This is a genomic window from Paraperibacillus esterisolvens, assembly GCF_046237625.1.
GTDB classification, from domain to species: Bacteria; Bacillota; Bacilli; order Bacillales; family DSM-1321; genus Paraperibacillus; species Paraperibacillus esterisolvens.
Map to the genome: position 1 here is coordinate 97,501 of NZ_CP143545.1, position 16,552 is coordinate 114,052.

Annotated in this window: 17 protein-coding genes; all 17 read left to right on the forward strand. The window is 47.3% G+C overall.

Going from position 1 to position 16,552, the window contains the following annotated elements:
• The first annotated feature begins 283 nt into the window (after positions 1-283).
• On the forward strand, positions 284-745 hold the full coding sequence (locus V1501_RS00510; protein ID WP_409290952.1) for a CtsR family transcriptional regulator: 462 nt from the start codon (positions 284-286) through the stop codon (positions 743-745).
• A gap of 28 nt (positions 746-773) precedes the next feature.
• Entirely contained in the window at positions 774-1,340 is a 567-nt protein-coding gene (locus V1501_RS00515) for a UvrB/UvrC motif-containing protein (RefSeq protein ID WP_409290953.1), read from the forward strand.
• Positions 1,337-2,404 (forward strand): protein arginine kinase, encoded by a 1,068-nt coding sequence (locus V1501_RS00520; protein WP_409290954.1) that lies wholly within the window; start codon positions 1,337-1,339, stop codon positions 2,402-2,404. The genes V1501_RS00515 and V1501_RS00520 overlap by 4 nt, the downstream gene beginning before the upstream one ends.
• 22 nt (positions 2,405-2,426) lie before the next feature.
• Positions 2,427-4,862, forward strand: coding sequence for an ATP-dependent protease ATP-binding subunit ClpC (gene clpC, locus V1501_RS00525; protein ID WP_409290955.1), 2,436 nt, complete (start codon positions 2,427-2,429; stop codon positions 4,860-4,862).
• Positions 4,863-5,049: 187 nt separating this feature from the next.
• Entirely contained in the window at positions 5,050-6,438 is a 1,389-nt protein-coding gene (radA, locus tag V1501_RS00530; protein ID WP_409290956.1) for a DNA repair protein RadA, read from the forward strand.
• A gap of 2 nt (positions 6,439-6,440) precedes the next feature.
• On the forward strand, positions 6,441-7,514 hold the full coding sequence (gene disA / locus V1501_RS00535) for a DNA integrity scanning diadenylate cyclase DisA (RefSeq protein ID WP_409290957.1): 1,074 nt from the start codon (positions 6,441-6,443) through the stop codon (positions 7,512-7,514).
• A gap of 195 nt (positions 7,515-7,709) precedes the next feature.
• On the forward strand, positions 7,710-8,801 hold the full coding sequence (locus V1501_RS00540) for a PIN/TRAM domain-containing protein (RefSeq protein ID WP_409290958.1): 1,092 nt from the start codon (positions 7,710-7,712) through the stop codon (positions 8,799-8,801).
• A gap of 20 nt (positions 8,802-8,821) precedes the next feature.
• Positions 8,822-9,520: a 2-C-methyl-D-erythritol 4-phosphate cytidylyltransferase gene (gene ispD, locus V1501_RS00545; RefSeq protein WP_409290959.1), complete on the forward strand. Its 699-nt coding sequence runs from the start codon at positions 8,822-8,824 to the stop codon at positions 9,518-9,520.
• Between the two features lie 14 nt (positions 9,521-9,534).
• Positions 9,535-10,011, forward strand: coding sequence for a 2-C-methyl-D-erythritol 2,4-cyclodiphosphate synthase (ispF, locus tag V1501_RS00550; protein WP_409290960.1), 477 nt, complete (start codon positions 9,535-9,537; stop codon positions 10,009-10,011).
• Positions 10,012-10,025: 14 nt separating this feature from the next.
• The gene (gene gltX, locus V1501_RS00555) at positions 10,026-11,483 is read left to right on the forward strand and encodes a glutamate--tRNA ligase (RefSeq protein WP_409290961.1); all 1,458 of its coding nucleotides are present in this window, start codon (positions 10,026-10,028) and stop codon (positions 11,481-11,483) included.
• Between the two features lie 338 nt (positions 11,484-11,821).
• The gene (cysE, locus tag V1501_RS00560) at positions 11,822-12,475 is read left to right on the forward strand and encodes a serine O-acetyltransferase (RefSeq protein ID WP_409290962.1); all 654 of its coding nucleotides are present in this window, start codon (positions 11,822-11,824) and stop codon (positions 12,473-12,475) included.
• Positions 12,472-13,869: a cysteine--tRNA ligase gene (cysS, locus tag V1501_RS00565; protein WP_409290963.1), complete on the forward strand. Its 1,398-nt coding sequence runs from the start codon at positions 12,472-12,474 to the stop codon at positions 13,867-13,869. The genes cysE and cysS overlap by 4 nt, the downstream gene beginning before the upstream one ends.
• A gap of 5 nt (positions 13,870-13,874) precedes the next feature.
• Complete coding sequence (locus tag V1501_RS00570; protein ID WP_409290964.1) at positions 13,875-14,303, forward strand: Mini-ribonuclease 3; 429 nt, start codon at positions 13,875-13,877, stop codon at positions 14,301-14,303.
• The gene (gene rlmB, locus V1501_RS00575) at positions 14,296-15,039 is read left to right on the forward strand and encodes a 23S rRNA (guanosine(2251)-2'-O)-methyltransferase RlmB (RefSeq protein ID WP_409290965.1); all 744 of its coding nucleotides are present in this window, start codon (positions 14,296-14,298) and stop codon (positions 15,037-15,039) included. Before V1501_RS00570 ends, rlmB begins: the two co-directional genes overlap by 8 nt.
• A gap of 2 nt (positions 15,040-15,041) precedes the next feature.
• Positions 15,042-15,551, forward strand: a complete 510-nt coding sequence (locus V1501_RS00580; RefSeq protein WP_409290966.1) for an NYN domain-containing protein — start codon at positions 15,042-15,044, stop codon at positions 15,549-15,551.
• 114 nt (positions 15,552-15,665) lie between these two features.
• Positions 15,666-16,271: an RNA polymerase sporulation sigma factor SigH gene (gene sigH, locus V1501_RS00585; RefSeq protein WP_409293193.1), complete on the forward strand. Its 606-nt coding sequence runs from the start codon at positions 15,666-15,668 to the stop codon at positions 16,269-16,271.
• A 93-nt stretch (positions 16,272-16,364) separates the two neighbouring features.
• The gene (gene rpmG, locus V1501_RS00590; protein WP_409290967.1) at positions 16,365-16,511 is read left to right on the forward strand and encodes a 50S ribosomal protein L33; all 147 of its coding nucleotides are present in this window, start codon (positions 16,365-16,367) and stop codon (positions 16,509-16,511) included.
• Positions 16,512-16,552 lie beyond the last annotated feature (41 nt).

Here is a 16,552-nt window from a genome sequence, read left to right on the forward strand (position 1 = left end):
GCTGTTCAACATACAGTATTCTGAAAGTTTCCGCCAATAAAACAGCCTGAATCCTATTGCAGTCACCTATATTTCAGCTCAATGTTTTTATAAAAGCTATAACGGGTATTTATCTTTATAGAAAAATCCATTTCTTATTAATAAATACATAAAACAATGGCTAGAATGGTCATATAACTGAATTTTCACCCTCCTTTAATTTATGGCTAAAAAGTTGAGAAATCAGGGTAAACTATGTATAATTAAAGTCAAATATAGTCAAAGTCAGATTGGGGGAGGTTCAATGAAAAATATCTCTGATATCATTGAGAGCTATTTGAAGGAAGTTCTGCATTTGAGCGAGAGTGATATTGTTGAGATAAAGCGGAGCGAGATAGCCGACCGGTTCCAGTGTGTGCCATCTCAGATCAACTACGTTATTAATACCCGTTTTACAGTCGAGCGGGGTTATATTGTGGAAAGCAAGCGTGGCGGGGGCGGATATATCCGGATTATGAAGGTCCAGCTGAAGGATACCGCTGAGGTTATTGATCAGCTGCTTTCCATTATTAAAGACCGGGTAACACAGGCCAATGCCGAGCATATCATCGGAAGGCTTGCAGAGGAAGAAATCATAACGATAAGGGAAGCGAAGATTATTCTAAGCGTGCTGGACCGCTCGGTGCTGTATATTGAGCTGCCAGAGCGTGATATGCTTCGGGCAAGGATGCTTCGGGCAGCCCTTAAGACGTTAATGTATAAATAAACGGTCAATTGAAGAGGGAGATGTGTGGATGATTTGCCAGGAATGTAAAGAGAGGCCTGCTACACTTCATTTCACCAAGGTAGTCAATGGAGAGAAATCAGAAGTTCACCTTTGTGAGAGATGTGCCTATGAAAAAGGTGAAATGTCTCTGTTTAACGGTAATGCAGGTTTTTCAATCAATGATCTATTGGGAGGCCTCCTGAACGGCGGAGCAAATGCGTTTACTCAGTCGTCTCATAATCCTGTTGCCCACAGGGAGGAACTAAGGTGCCCTAAATGCCATATGGTGTATCAGCAGTTTGTGGAAATCGGCCGGTTTGGATGTGCAGAATGCTACAGCACTTTTAAGAACCATCTGGGCCCAGTTTTAAGAAGGCTTCACAGCGGCAATCTGGGGCATACCGGTAAAATTCCCAAAAAAGCCGGAGGCAATATGAAGCTTAAGAAAAGGATCGAAGAACTGAAAGCCCAGCTGCAGGAACTTATCCAGCAGGAAGAGTTTGAAAGTGCGGCAGGCATCAGGGATGAAATCAGGACGCTTGAAAAGGAAATGAATGCGAACCGAGATCATCAAGAGGGAGGTGAAGGGATATGAGCCTAGAGCGCTTCCTGCAGAATGCAGTCAGTTCCTGGATGAGCGAAGAAGGCCCTGACTCGGATATTGTGATGAGTTCAAGGGTACGGCTCGCCAGGAATTTAAAGAAGTACAGGTTTCCCATTCTTTTCTCGGAAAATGAGGCAGCAGAAATTATAGACTGGGCAGGGCAATTCCAGGGAGGAAATAAAGAAGCCGGCATTTGCAGCCTGGAACTGCATGCCATGAGTAATTTGAAACCAGTGGAGAAAAGGGTCCTGGTGGAAAAGCACCTAGTCAGCCCGAACCTCGCTGAAAATTCACCATACGGAGCCGTGCTTCTGTCGGAAAACGAAGAGGTCAGTGTCATGATCAATGAAGAAGACCATCTTCGCATTCAATGCCTGTATCCCGGCCTCCAGTTAAATGAGGCATTATCGATGGCAGGAAAAATCGATGATTGGATCGAGGAAGAATCGGTTTATGCCTTTGATGAGGAGCGGGGTTACTTAACAAGCTGTCCCACGAATGTAGGGACCGGCTTAAGGGCGTCGGTCATGATGCACCTGCCGGGATTGGTTCTGACCAGGCAGATCAACAGGATCATCCCCGCCATCAATCAGCTGGGGCTGGTGGTCAGGGGCATATACGGAGAAGGAAGTGAAGCCCTGGGCAATATCTTTCAGATTTCCAATCAAATTACCCTCGGAAAGTCAGAAGAGGATATCGTCGAAGACTTGCTGGGTGTTGTAGAACAGATTATTGAACGCGAAAGGTCTGCAAGGGAAGCATTAGTCAAAACCTCTGACATACAATTAGAAGATAGGGTATTCAGGTCATATGGAATCCTTGCCAACGCAAGGGTCATTGAAACTAAGGAAGCCGCTAAATGTTTATCAGATTTAAGGCTTGGGATTGACCTCGGATTTATAAAGAACATAACAAAAACCATTTTGAATGAGCTGATGATTCTTACTCAGCCCGGATTCCTGCAGCAATATGCCGGGGAGCCGTTAAATCCTGAAGAAAGAGATATAAGAAGGGCCGCATTGATACGCGAAAGGCTTAATTTAGAACTAAACTAGGGTTAGCAAGGAGGAATTGTCTATGATGTTCGGCCGGTTTACTGAAAGAGCTCAAAAGGTATTGGCACTAGCTCAAGAAGAAGCGATTCGATTGGGTCATAACAATATTGGAACAGAACATATTCTGCTTGGGTTAATTAGGGAAGGTGAAGGGATTGCAGCCAAGGCTCTGTATGCACTGGGTCTTGGTGCTGACAAAATCCAGAAGGAAGTCGAAAACCTGATTGGCAGGGGACAGGATACTGCCCAGTCCATCCACTATACACCAAGGGCAAAAAAAGTCATTGAACTTTCAATGGATGAAGCAAGGAAGCTTGGCCATTCCTATGTTGGCACAGAGCATGTACTCCTTGGGCTGATACGTGAGGGAGAAGGCGTGGCGGCAAGGGTGCTTAACAATCTGGGAGTGAGCTTGAACAAGGCCCGCCAGCAGGTGCTTCAGCTCCTTGGAAGCAATGAAAGCGGAAGCCATCAAAGCGGGACATCTAGTGCAGCAAGCACACCTACTCTTGACAGCCTTGCCCGCGATCTGACCGTGATTGCAAGGGAAGGGACGCTTGATCCGGTTATAGGACGCAGCAAGGAAATCACAAGGGTCATCGAAGTGTTGAGCCGGCGCACAAAAAACAATCCGGTGCTGATTGGGGAACCAGGCGTTGGTAAAACAGCCATCGCAGAAGGTCTGGCACAGCAGATCGTGAATAATGAGGTTCCGGAAATTCTTCGTGACAAGCGTGTCATGACGCTGGATATGGGAACAGTAGTTGCAGGAACCAAATACCGCGGTGAATTTGAGGATCGCCTCAAAAAGGTAATGGACGAAATCCGCCAGGCAGGAAATATCATTCTTTTCATAGATGAATTGCATACATTGATCGGTGCCGGCGGGGCAGAAGGTGCCATTGATGCTTCCAATATCCTGAAGCCATCACTCGCCCGCGGCGAGCTCCAGTGTATCGGTGCAACCACACTGGATGAATATCGCAAATATATCGAAAAGGATGCTGCCCTTGAAAGAAGGTTCCAGCCAATCCAGGTCGATGAGCCGACAGTGGAAGAATCCATTCAGATCTTAAGCGGACTCCGCGACCGTTATGAGGCACATCACCGCGTATCCATCACGGATGAAGCGATTGATGCAGCAGTTAAGCTTTCTGACCGGTATATTTCAGACAGGTTCCTGCCTGATAAAGCCATTGACTTAATAGACGAGGCAGGCTCAAAAGTACGCCTGCGTTCATATACAACTCCTCCAAACCTCAAAGAGCTTGAAGTGAAGCTTGATGAGGTCAGAAAAGAGAAGGATGCTTCCGTCCAGAGCCAGGAGTTTGAAAAGGCAGCATCCTTAAGGGATACAGAACAGCGCATTCGTGAGCAGCTGGAAGAGACAAAGAAAACCTGGAAAGAAAAACAGGGTAAGGAAAATACCGAGGTGACAGTCGAGGACATTGCCAATGTCGTATCGAGCTGGACGGGTGTTCCTGTATCAAGGCTTGCGGAAACAGAGTCAGCTAAGCTCCTGAATATGGAACAGCTCCTGCACTCCAGGGTCATCGGCCAGGATGAAGCGGTTGTTGCCGTAGCGAAGGCTGTCCGCCGTGCCCGCGCCGGATTGAAAGATCCTAAACGCCCGATTGGTTCATTCATTTTCCTTGGCCCGACAGGTGTTGGTAAGACGGAGCTTGCCCGTGCGCTGGCAGAATCCATCTTTGGCGATGAAGATGCCATGATCCGTATTGATATGTCAGAGTATATGGAAAAGCATTCCACTTCACGTCTTGTCGGTTCACCACCAGGGTATGTAGGATATGAAGAAGGCGGCCAGCTTACCGAGAAGGTCCGCCGCAAACCATATTCTGTGGTACTGCTTGACGAAATTGAAAAGGCCCATCCTGATGTTTTCAATATCCTTCTTCAGGTCCTTGAAGACGGAAGGCTGACAGACTCCAAGGGACGTACTGTCGATTTCCGCAATACAATCATGATCATGACCTCGAATGTAGGGGCAGACACCTTAAAGCGCAACAAGTTTGTCGGATTTAACATCCAGGATGAAAAGCAGGATTATAAAGATATGAAGGGTAAAGTAATGGAAGAGCTTAAAAAAGCATTCCGCCCTGAATTCTTGAACAGGATTGATGAAATTATTGTCTTCCACGCCCTGGAAAGAGCTCACTTGAAAGAAATTGTCACACTCATGTCAGATGCGCTGGTGAAGCGTCTGAAAGAGCAGGATATCCATCTGGAACTGACAGAGGCAGCCAAGGATAAGATAACCGAGGAAGGATATGATCCTGAATACGGTGCAAGGCCGCTCCGCAGGGCCATTCAGAAGAATATTGAAGATTATTTATCTGAGGAGCTCCTGAAAGGCAATGTAGTAAAAGGCCAGAATATTCAAATTGATATAGCCGATGGCGAACTGACAGTGCGCCCGGTTGAAAATACCCGGAAATAAGGCTAGTCACGGCAGGTACACGATTGTTGTACCTGCTTTTTAAGTTGGCCGCGATCTTCGGCTAAAGTATAATATGTCAAAATTTGATTGCCGATTAAAGAAGGATTAAACTTTAATTAAGGTTAATATGTTTATATGTAGAGAGAAATCAGGAATTTAATTTACTATAGATAAAGCGGGGAAAAGTATGGTTAAGAAGAAAACAAAATTCATCTGCGGCTCCTGCGGCTATGAATCTGCCAAATGGATGGGAAAATGCCCAGGGTGCGGAGATTGGAATAAGATGGTTGAGGAAGTGGAAATCGTTAAGCCTGCAAGAAGGGGGGCATTCACCCATTCAGAGGGCAAAGATTTTGGCGGTGAACGCCAGAAGGCTGCTCCGATCACCTCCATTGCGACCATTCAGGAACCAAGGATCACTACGGATTTAATTGAATTGAACCGCGTCCTCGGCGGGGGTATTGTACACGGATCCCTTGTACTGATTGGAGGAGATCCGGGTATCGGAAAATCCACCCTGCTCCTTCAGGTATCATCACAGCTCGCCAATAAGGAGAAAAAGGTTTTATATATATCAGGAGAGGAATCCGTCAAGCAGACGAAACTTAGGTCAGAGCGTCTTGGTGTGACTTCGGCCAATTTATTCGTCTATTCGGAGACGGATATGGATTATATCGGGCAGGCCATCAAAGAAGTGGCACCTGACCTCGTAATCATCGATTCCATCCAGACTGTATTCAACGCTGAGGTCACTTCGGCGCCGGGAAGCGTATCACAGGTACGTGAATGTACAGCACAATTGATGAGAATTGCGAAGACCAACGGAATTGCGATTTTTATTGTGGGGCATGTAACAAAGGAAGGATCGATTGCCGGTCCGCGGCTGCTTGAACATATGGTGGATACAGTCCTTTACTTTGAGGGTGAAAGACACCATACCTACAGGATTGTCAGGGCTGTGAAAAATAGATTTGGCTCCACCAACGAAATGGGCATTTTTGAAATGAAGGAAAACGGACTGGAGGAAGTGGAAAACCCGTCCGAGATTTTTCTTGAAGAGAGATCCCAGGGAGGCTCGGGATCGACGGTAGTGGCTTCGATGGAGGGGACGAGGCCGGTGCTTGTCGAAATCCAGGCTCTCATATCACCCACAAGTTTTGGTACTCCAAGGAGGATGGCGACCGGAACCGACCATAACCGGATATCCCTTATCATGGCCGTTCTGGAAAAAAGAGTGGGCATGCTGCTTCAAAACCAGGACGCGTATCTCAAGGTCGCGGGAGGCATCAAGCTGGATGAGCCGGCCATTGATCTAGCCATTGCAGTGAGCATCGCATCAAGCTTCAGGGATAAGCCTACCCGCCAGACAGACTGCCTGATCGGCGAAGTGGGTCTTACTGGGGAAGTGAGGAGGGTATCCCGAATAGAACAAAGGGTCCAGGAAGCAGTTAAGCTTGGATTTGACCGCATTATTCTCCCTGCGAATAATCTCGGCGGCTGGAGCGTGCCAAAAGGGGTGGAGCTTGTCGGGGTATCAACTATATCCGAGGCCCTTCAATGCGCATTAGGAGGTTAAGTATGAGTGATAAAAGAAACCTGGATAAGACCAGGACAGAAATATTGCGGATGGTGGCCCCCGGGACTTCCTTGAGGGAAGGCATTGATAATGTCTTAAGGGCCAAGACAGGCGGCTTGATTGTTGTAGGGTGCAACGAGCGGGTAAGAGATATAGTGGATGGGGGTTTCCATATAGAAGCTCCCTTCTCTTCGAGTTATCTATATGAGCTGGCAAAAATGGATGGAGCGATCATTTTGAATGAGAAGGCGGATACCATTATCCTTGCCAATGCCCAGCTCGCCCCGGATTCCTCGACCCCATCTTCCGAGACCGGGATGCGCCATAGAACAGCTGAAAGGGTGGCAAAGGAAACAAAGGCCCTTGTTGTCGCCATTTCGCAGCGCCGTAATGTCATTACATTATATCAGGGGAGCTTCCGGTACGCGCTGAAGGACATGGCGGTCATACTCACAAAAGCAAACCAGGCGATACAGACCCTCGAGAAGTATAAGGCTGTACTGAGGCAGAGCATCACCCATCTTGGATTTCTCGAGTTTGAAGACGCTGTTACATATGGCGATGTTCTCCAGGCGATGCACCGTTTCATCATGGTCCTCCGGATCAAGGGTGAGCTTCTCGCCTATTTGAACGAGCTTGGTACGGAAGGCCGCCTGATCAGGCTGCAGATGAACGAGCTGCTGACAGATCTTGAAAATGAGGCGTTCTTGATCATCCAGGATTATATATATGATAAAAGCGCATCATCCAAGGAAATACTGCAAAAGCTCCAGGAGTTTTCAAACCTGGAGATTGTAGAAGACAGCATGATCATGAAGCTGCTTGGCTATCCAGGTTATACACCAATCGAAGACAGCCTGTTTCCCCGGGGTTACCGCCTGCTGCATAAAATACCGAGACTTCCGCTTTTGATCATAGAAAACCTAGTCACCCAGTTCAAGACACTATCTAATATTCTCCATGCCACGGTCGCTGAGCTTGATGATGTTGATGGCATCGGCGGCATCAGGGCGAAGAAAATCAAGGACGGCCTCCGCTCGATCAGGGAGCAGCATCTGACAGAGCGGAAAATCTAGTTTGAAACAGGCGCTCTTGTATGTTAAAATGTTAGGCTTTAATCATTTGACACCCGCCATAAGTCGGTGCTAACCTTAGGTTGATGCAGGGAGATACAGCAATGCCGCATAGAATAATTGAATAAATATCAGAAATCATAAAATCCGTGTTTCGATTTTTTATATTTGATTATAATGATTAAGGGAGGTGAAGGGATGTTAAAACGAATTGTTCAGGCCTGTTTTTTAATAACGGGCGGCACAATGGGGATATTCTTAATTCCTGAATTACTCGGGGTTCTGCATGCTTCAGATATTACATTTATTAACAACCCTTATGTTACTGCAATTATAGGTGCTATCATTTTTTATCTAATTACTTTTAAAGCGATTGATCATGTGGTTAATTTCATTAAATGGTTTGAGGAGACCCTTGTGAAGGCACCGATCACAGATATTATCTTTGGGAGCCTCGGGCTTCTCGTAGGTCTGCTGCTTGCATTCCTGATTGGATTCGCCCTGAATGCGATTGAGGTTCCAATCATTAATACAGCTGCACCGATTCTTTTGACATTATTGTTTGGTTATCTTGGCTTCCAGGTGGGCTTCAAGAAACGCGATGAGCTGTCAGGCCTGTTCCGCACCAATAAAAAGAAGGCAAACGATCCGGATGAAGATGAAGAGGGAGAGGGTATTAAAAATCAGTTTAAAATCCTCGATACAAGTGTGATCATCGACGGAAGGATTGCTGATATCTGCCAGACCGGGTTTCTTGAGGGCACCATCGTCATCCCGCAATTCGTTCTTGGGGAGCTGCAGCATATCGCAGATTCATCGGATGCCCTGAAAAGGAACAGGGGCCGACGGGGGCTGGACATCCTGAACAGGATTCAAAAGGAGCTTGCCGTCAAGGTTGAGATGTATGAAGGTGATTTTGACGAAATCCAGGAAGTGGATTCCAAGCTTGTCAAATTGGCCAAGCTGACAGGCGGCATGGTCGTCACAAATGATTTTAACCTGAATAAGGTGTGCGAGTTCCAGAAGGTGGCGGTCTTGAACATCAATGACCTTGCCAATGCCGTAAAGCCGGTTGTCCTGCCGGGTGAAGAGATGAACATCCAGGTGATAAAGGATGGCAAGGAGCAGAACCAGGGCATTGCCTATCTTGATGATGGCACCATGATCGTCGTAGAGGACGGCCGTAATTATATTGGCAAGCGGATTGATGTAATGGTAACGAGTGTACTTCAGACATCGGCAGGCAGGATGATTTTTGCCAAGCCGAAAATGCTAGAAAAAGCACTGTGAATGAATGGGAGCAGTTGGCAATGAATTATGATGTAATTATACCTGCAGCAGGCAGAGGCACCAGGATGAAGGCGGACAGGAACAAACTGCTGCTTCCCCTGAAGGGCGTCCCGCTGATCGTGTATACAATTAAAGTGTTCAGCAGTGATCCAGCCTGCAGGATGATTATCCTCCCGGCTGCAGCAGGTGACATGGAAAGCCTGGAAGAGATCATTAATGACCATTCTTTTGAAAAGCCAATCCAGCTCATAGCAGGCGGTAAAGAGCGTCAGGACAGCGTGTATAACGGACTTATGGCTCTTAAGGAAACAGAAGGGATGGTGCTTGTCCATGACGGTGCCCGTCCTTTCATCCAGCAGAACCAGGTTGAGGCGCTTGTCAGGACTGCCTCTTCCTCAGGTGCTGCCATTCTTGCAGTGCCTGTAAAGGATACAATCAAAAAGGCTTTAAATAATACTGTGATAGAAACTGTTGAACGATCCAGCTTGTGGGCAGTGCAGACTCCACAGGCTTTTCGTATTTCCCTTTTGAAAGAAGCACATGCCGAGGCAAAAAAAACACATTTTCTCGGCACGGATGAAGCCAGCCTGATTGAAAATTTGGGGCATAGCGTCTCTGTAGTCGAAGGGAATTATGATAATATAAAAATTACTACACCCGAGGATCTATATTTCGCCGAAGCGATCTTAAATAAGGTAAATGATTCAAATCGGCCATAGAAGGAGTCATGTAAATGTTTCGAGTCGGACAGGGCTTTGACGTACACCAGCTTGTTGAAGGAAGGCCGCTGATTATAGGCGGCATCACGATACCCCATGAAAAAGGGCTGCTCGGCCATTCGGATGCCGATGTGCTATTGCATACCGTTGCGGATGCATGCCTTGGCGCTATCGGTGAAGGAGATATCGGAAGGCACTTTCCAGACACTTCGCCCTTATTTAAGGATGCTGACTCAAGCGGGCTGCTTAAGGAGGTCTGGGAGCTTGTAAAGGCAAAAGGCTACGTGCTTGGGAATGCAGATTGCACCATCATCGCACAGAGCCCGAAAATGGCTCCCCATATCGAAGCGATGAGAGCGAAGATAGCGGAGCTCCTTGAAGGCACTCCAGACCAGGTGAATGTTAAGGCAACAACAACAGAAAAATTAGGCTTCACGGGGCGGGGCGAAGGAATAGCAGCCCAGGCCGCCGTGCTGCTAGTCAAAAAATAGGAGGATCAGCAGCTATGTCAAACGAAATTCGAGTCCGTTATGCACCCAGCCCAACGGGTAATTTACATATAGGGAATGCAAGAACAGCATTATTCAACTATCTCTTTGCCCGCAGCAAGGGGGGGAAGTTTATCATCCGGATAGAAGATACGGATAAAAAGCGGAATATCGAAGGCGGCGAGGAAAGCCAGCTGAAGTATTTGAAGTGGCTTGGCATTGACTGGGATGAGAGCGTCGACATCGATGGCGGCTTCGGCCCATACCGTCAGTCAGAGCGGACAGAGATTTATAGAAAGTATTATATGGAGCTCCTGGAAAAAGGCCTTGCATATAAATGCTATTGTACTGAAGAAGAGCTGGCAGCAGACCGCGAAGCACAGATGGCAAGGAATGAAACGCCCGTATATTCCGGCAAATGCCGCCATTTAACGGACAGCGAGCGGGCTGCGCTTGAGGCTGAAGGCCGTGAGCCAAGCATCCGTTTTGCTGTTCCTGAGGGCAGAGTATTCTCCTTCAACGATATGGTTAAAGGAGAAGTTTCGTTTGAATCTGAGGGGATGAGCGACCAGGTAATCGTGAAGAAGGATGGGACGCCGACTTATAACTTCGCGGTTACAATCGATGATCATTTAATGAAAATCTCACATGTTCTCAGGGGGGATGACCATATTTCCAACACCCCAAAACAATTGATGATATACGAGGCGCTTGGGTTCGAACCGCCTGTATTCGGGCACATGACCCTGATTGTAAACGAAAGCAGGAAAAAGCTGAGCAAGCGCGATGAAACCATTATCCAGTTCATTGAGCAGTACGAGGAGCTTGGCTATCTTCGAGAGGCCTTATTCAACTTCATTGCCCTACTTGGATGGTCGCCTTCAGGTGAGGAAGAGCTTCTTACAAAAGAAGAATTTATTCAGGCATTTGATGAAGCCAGGCTTTCCAAATCACCTGCGCTGTTTGATAAGCAGAAGCTTTTATGGATGAATAACCAGTACATGAAAAAGCTGGACTTGGCGCAGGCTGTGGAGCTGTGCTTCCCTCATCTTGTAAAAGCAGGCAGGCTCCCTGAACATCTGACAGAGGATGGTCGTGAGTGGCTGAATGGCTTGGTAGATCTGCTGCTTGAGAAGCTGAGCTACGGGGCCGAAATTGTTGAACTCTCAGGGCTGTTCTTCGAAGAGGAAATGCAGCTTGATGAAGAAAGCAGGACGGTCCTTGGCGAGGAGCAGGTGCCAGAGGTGCTTTCGGCTTTCAGAGCTGAAGTCGAGAGTCTTCAGGACTTTACGTCTGAACATATCAAGGCGGCCATGAAAGCTGTCCAAAAGGGTACAGGCCAGAAAGGGAAAAAGCTGTTTATGCCAATCCGGGCAGCGGTGACAGGGCAGACACACGGCCCTGACCTGCCAAAGACCATCGAACTGCTTGGCAAAGAGAAAATACTTTCCCGTCTTGCTGATTTTTTAAATTAACATTTTGGCAAAAATATAATATAGTATTAAGTATTCAGATGAAATTGCGTTGACAGGGAGAAGTACATAGACGAAGCTTCCCAGAGAGAACCATCACCGGCTGAGAGTGGTTCATGCCTCTCGTTTTTGGAAATGCACCCTCGAGCCCTTCGCGGAAAAGACTTTCAGGAGTCCAGTATGCAAGGCGGTCTGCCTCCCGTTAACGAGGCCAAAAAGCAGGAAAGGGCATAAGCCTTTTCAATCAGAGTGGAACCGCGCTAAAAGCGTCTCTGTCATTGTGACAGAGGCGCTTTTTTATATCTAAAAAGAAATCAGCCCATAATCAGGGAGGTGGCGTCATGTTTAAAGCATTGAAAGAAGATGTTGATGTAGTATTTGATCAGGATCCTGCAGCACGGAGCTATACAGAGGTTATTTTAACTTACTCTGGTCTGCATGCCATCTGGGCCCACCGGGCTGCGCATGCATTTTATAAACGAAAGTGGTTTTTTATCGCCAGGGTGATATCGCAGGTAAGCCGTTTTTTCACCGGCATTGAAATCCATCCGGGCGCAAAAATTGGCAGAAGGTTTTTTATCGACCATGGAATGGGTGTGGTAATCGGTGAAACCTGTGAAATTGGAGATAATGTAACCATCTTTCAAGGGGTCACCCTTGGGGGCACAGGAAAGGAAAAGGGGAAGCGCCATCCTACCATCCATGACAATGTACTGATTTCTACCGGTGCAAAGGTATTAGGATCGATCGTGATTGGCGAGAATTCTAAAGTCGGAGGCGGCTCTGTTGTCCTTAGAGATGTTCCCCCGAACTCCACCGTTGTCGGCATACCGGGGAGGGTGGTTGTCCAGAACGGCATCCGGGTTAAGAACGATTTGAATCACTGCGATCTGCCAGACCCGATAAATGACAGACTGAAGGCCCTGGAAGCAGAAATCCAGGCCCTGAAGCATGAACTTATGGAAAAAGGAATCGAAAGGAGTCTAAAGTCGTGAGCATTCAGATCTATAACACGCTTTCTAGACAAAAGGAAGAATTTAAGCCGCTTGAGCCGGGGAAGGTAAAGATGTATGTTTGCGGCCCGACAGTATATAACTATATCCATATCGGGAATGCCCGCCCTGCAATTGTATTCGATACAGTCAGGAGATACCTCGAATACCGGGGCTATGATGTCCAATATGTATCAAACTTCACAGATGTGGATGATAAGTTGATCAAGGCAGCTAAGGAGCTTGGCGGAGAAGTGCCGGAAATCGCTGACAAATTCATCGAAGCCTATTTTGAGGATGTAGGCGCTCTTGGATGCAAGAAGGCGGACGTCCACCCGCGGGTCATGGAAAATATGGATATTATCATTGATTTTATTGCCTCTTTGATTGATAAAGGGTTTGCTTATGAATCGGAGGGGGATGTATATTATAGAACCAGGAAATTTAACGGATATGGCAAGCTTTCTCATCAATCCATAGATGAGCTGAGGCTGGGAGCTAGAATCGAAGTGGGCGAGAAGAAGCAGGATTCCCTCGATTTTGCCCTATGGAAAGCCGCAAAGGAAGGCGAGATCTCATGGAACAGTCCGTGGGGGAATGGCCGGCCGGGCTGGCATATTGAATGCTCTGCCATGGCTAAGAAATATCTTGGTGACACGATTGACATCCATGCCGGGGGACAGGATCTGGCGTTTCCGCATCACGAGAATGAAATCGCCCAGTCAGAGGCGCTGACCGGCAAGGAATTCTCCCGATACTGGATGCATAATGGCTATATCAACATCGATAATGAGAAAATGTCAAAATCGCTGGGCAATTTTGTGACTGTACACGATATCATTAAACACTTTGATCCGAATCTGATCCGTTTTTTCATGCTGTCTGTCCACTACCGTCATCCGATTAATTACAGTGAGGAACTGCTGGAAAAATTGATGGCCGGGCTGAACAGGCTGAAAACTTCTTACCAGAATCTTATCCACCGCAGCGGAGCAAGCACCGGTCTTACGGAAAACAACCAGGAATGGCTGGATAAGCTCTCTGCGATCCGCAGTGATTTTGAAAAAGAAATGGATGACGACTTCAATACAGCTAATGCCGTTTCTATCCTGTTTGAGCTTTCAAAGCAGGCCAATTACTATCTGCTCGAAAAGAATACAGACAAAGCGGTGATTGAGGCGTTTATTAAGGAATTCAAGGAACTCTTTGCTGTTCTGGGTCTTTCACTCAAGGAAGAGGAACTGCTGGATGATGAAATTGAAGCTCTTATCGAACAGCGGATCCAGGCGCGGAAGGACCGCAATTTTGCCCTGTCTGATGAAATACGCGACCGTTTGAAGGAAATGGATATCATTCTGGAGGACACAGCACAGGGAACCAGATGGAAACGAGGGTGATCAGCATGTTCGACTATGATCATCATATAAATGCGCACCTTCTGAACAGCCTGGCTCTTGCCTATATGGGGGATGCCGTATATGAAGCATATATCCGGCACCACCTCCTTCAGAAAGGGGGCATCAGGCCGCACCGCCTGCACCGCGAGTCCACGACATTTGTGTCGGCAAAGGCCCAGAGTAAAGTGATTCATCATTTCCTTGATGCAGGCCTGTTAACAGAGGAAGAAACAGCGGTCGTCAAGAGGGGGCGAAATGCCAAGTCGGGAACCATCCCGAAAAACACGGATGTACAGACCTATCGGTACAGTACGGCCTTTGAAGCGTTGATCGGCTTCTTGTTTTTGAATAATGAAAGAGACAGAATGGAAGGCCTTATAGGACAGGCCATTCAGTACGTAGAGTCCCAGAAAGGAGGAACAGGCAATGAGTGAAGATTTTATAATTGGAAGGAACCCTGTTTCAGAAGCGCTTCGTTCAAACAGGGAAATCAATAAAATTTGGGTGGCTGAAGGAGCGCAGAAGGGCTCCATGCAGCCTATCATCGCGATGGCCAAAGAAGCGAACGTCATGGTCCAGATTGTGCCGAGGAAGAAAATTGACCAGATGATCGAGGGCAATCACCAGGGCGTCATTGCCCAGGTAGCCGCTTACGACTATGCCGAAATAGATGATTTATTCGAGTATGCAAAAAAGAAGGATGAAGATCCGTTTTTCCTGATTCTTGATGAGATTGAGGATCCGCATAATCTTGGCTCTATCATGAGGACGGCTGATGCATCGGGTGTACACGGGATCATTATACCCAAGCGGAGGGCAGTCGGCCTTACAGCTACGGTCGCCAAGTCTTCTACGGGAGCCATTGAATACATTCCTGTTGTCAGGGTCACAAACCTGGCTAGGGCAATAGAGGAACTAAAAGAGCGCGGTGTCTGGATAGCAGGTACCGATGCCAAAGGCAGCCAGGATTACCGGAAGATAGACGGGAACATGCCGCTTGCCGTGGTGATTGGAAGTGAGGGCAAGGGAATGGGCCGTTTGATCAGGGACAAGTGTGATTTTCTCTTCAACCTGCCGATGAAGGGGAAAGTAACGTCCCTGAATGCTTCTGTAGCAGCTGGATTACTGATGTACGAGGTTTACCGCAAGCGGCACCCATTAGGGGAATAGCCATGGACATCCTTTTGGTGGATGGCTACAATATCATTGGTGCCTGGCCCGAGCTCCGGGCGCTCAGGAACCATGACCTTCAGGCAGCAAGGGACAGATTGATCCAACAGATGGCGGAATATCAGGCTGTCAGCGGCTTCAGAGTGATCGTCGTCTTTGATGCCCATTATGTCCAGGGGATGGAAAAGAAGTATCAGGATTATAAGGTAGAAGTGATTTTCACCCGTGAAAATGAGTCTGCAGACGAGCGGATTGAAAAACTTGCGATAGAGCTCAATAACATTAGAACCCAAATTCATGTGGCGACCTCCGATGCGACTGAGCAATGGGCCATTTTCGGCCAGGGAGCCCTCCGTAAGTCGGCCCGTGAATTATTTAATGAAATGGAGCATATGGACAAGGAGATAGAGAAAAATATTGCAAAAACTGCAAAGAAAAAGCCGGCCGCGAAAATCCAGCTGAGCAATGAAGTGGCAGAAATTTTTGAAAAATGGCGCAGAGGAACCTTTTGAGTTATTGACGTCCAAATTTTGGCTCCTGTATAATATCCTTATCTATGTATTGGGGCCGGAGGGATATGTGTGATTGCAAACTTGGATTTCCTGCAGAACGAGCGTTTTCTGAAAATGGAAGACGAGACTTTGGTAGAGCTGGTACATAAGGGCGACAGTGATGCACTTGATTTTATCATCCAAAAATACCGGAATTTTGTCCGCGCGAAAGCAAGGACTTATTTCCTGATCGGCGCAGATAAGGAAGATATTGTACAGGAAGGAATGATCGGCCTCTTTAAAGCCATACGGGACTTTAGGGAGGACAAGCTCACTTCATTCAAAGCCTTTGCCGAGCTGTGCATCACAAGGCAGATCATCACGGCAATCAAGACCGCTACCCGCCAGAAGCATATTCCCCTCAACTCCTATGTGTCTCTCGATAAGCCGATTTACGACGAGGACTCCGACCGTACCCTGATGGATGTTTTGTCAGGGGCAAAGGCCCAGGATCCGGAAGAGCTCGTTATCAGCCAGGAAGAGTTTGATGATATAGAGCTCAAGATGGCAGAGCTTTTAAGCGACCTGGAAAGGCGGGTGCTGGCTCTTTATCTAGAGGGTCAGTCATATCAGGAAATTTCAGAAGAGCTGAACAGGCATGTGAAGTCCATAGATAATGCGCTCCAGCGGGTAAAAAGGAAATTGGAGCGGTACCTGGAAGGTCGGGAAGTCACACTGTGAGCCCCGCTGCACAGCTGGCTCCATTTTCATATTGACATAAAAAGGGAGCCATGATAAAGTTTCTAGAGTGTATAAGTATGAGGGTGTTATTCTATGAAAAAGAAAATCGTATTATCATGTGCAGAGTGCGGCTCCCGGAATTATTCCACAGAGAGCAGCAGTTCAGGCACAGAGCGTTTAGAAATAAATAAGTTTTGCAGTAATTGCAATAAACATGTGCTTCACAAAGAGACGAAGTAAGATTTACACAGACATAGACACCAGTCATTTTACCCGGGGTG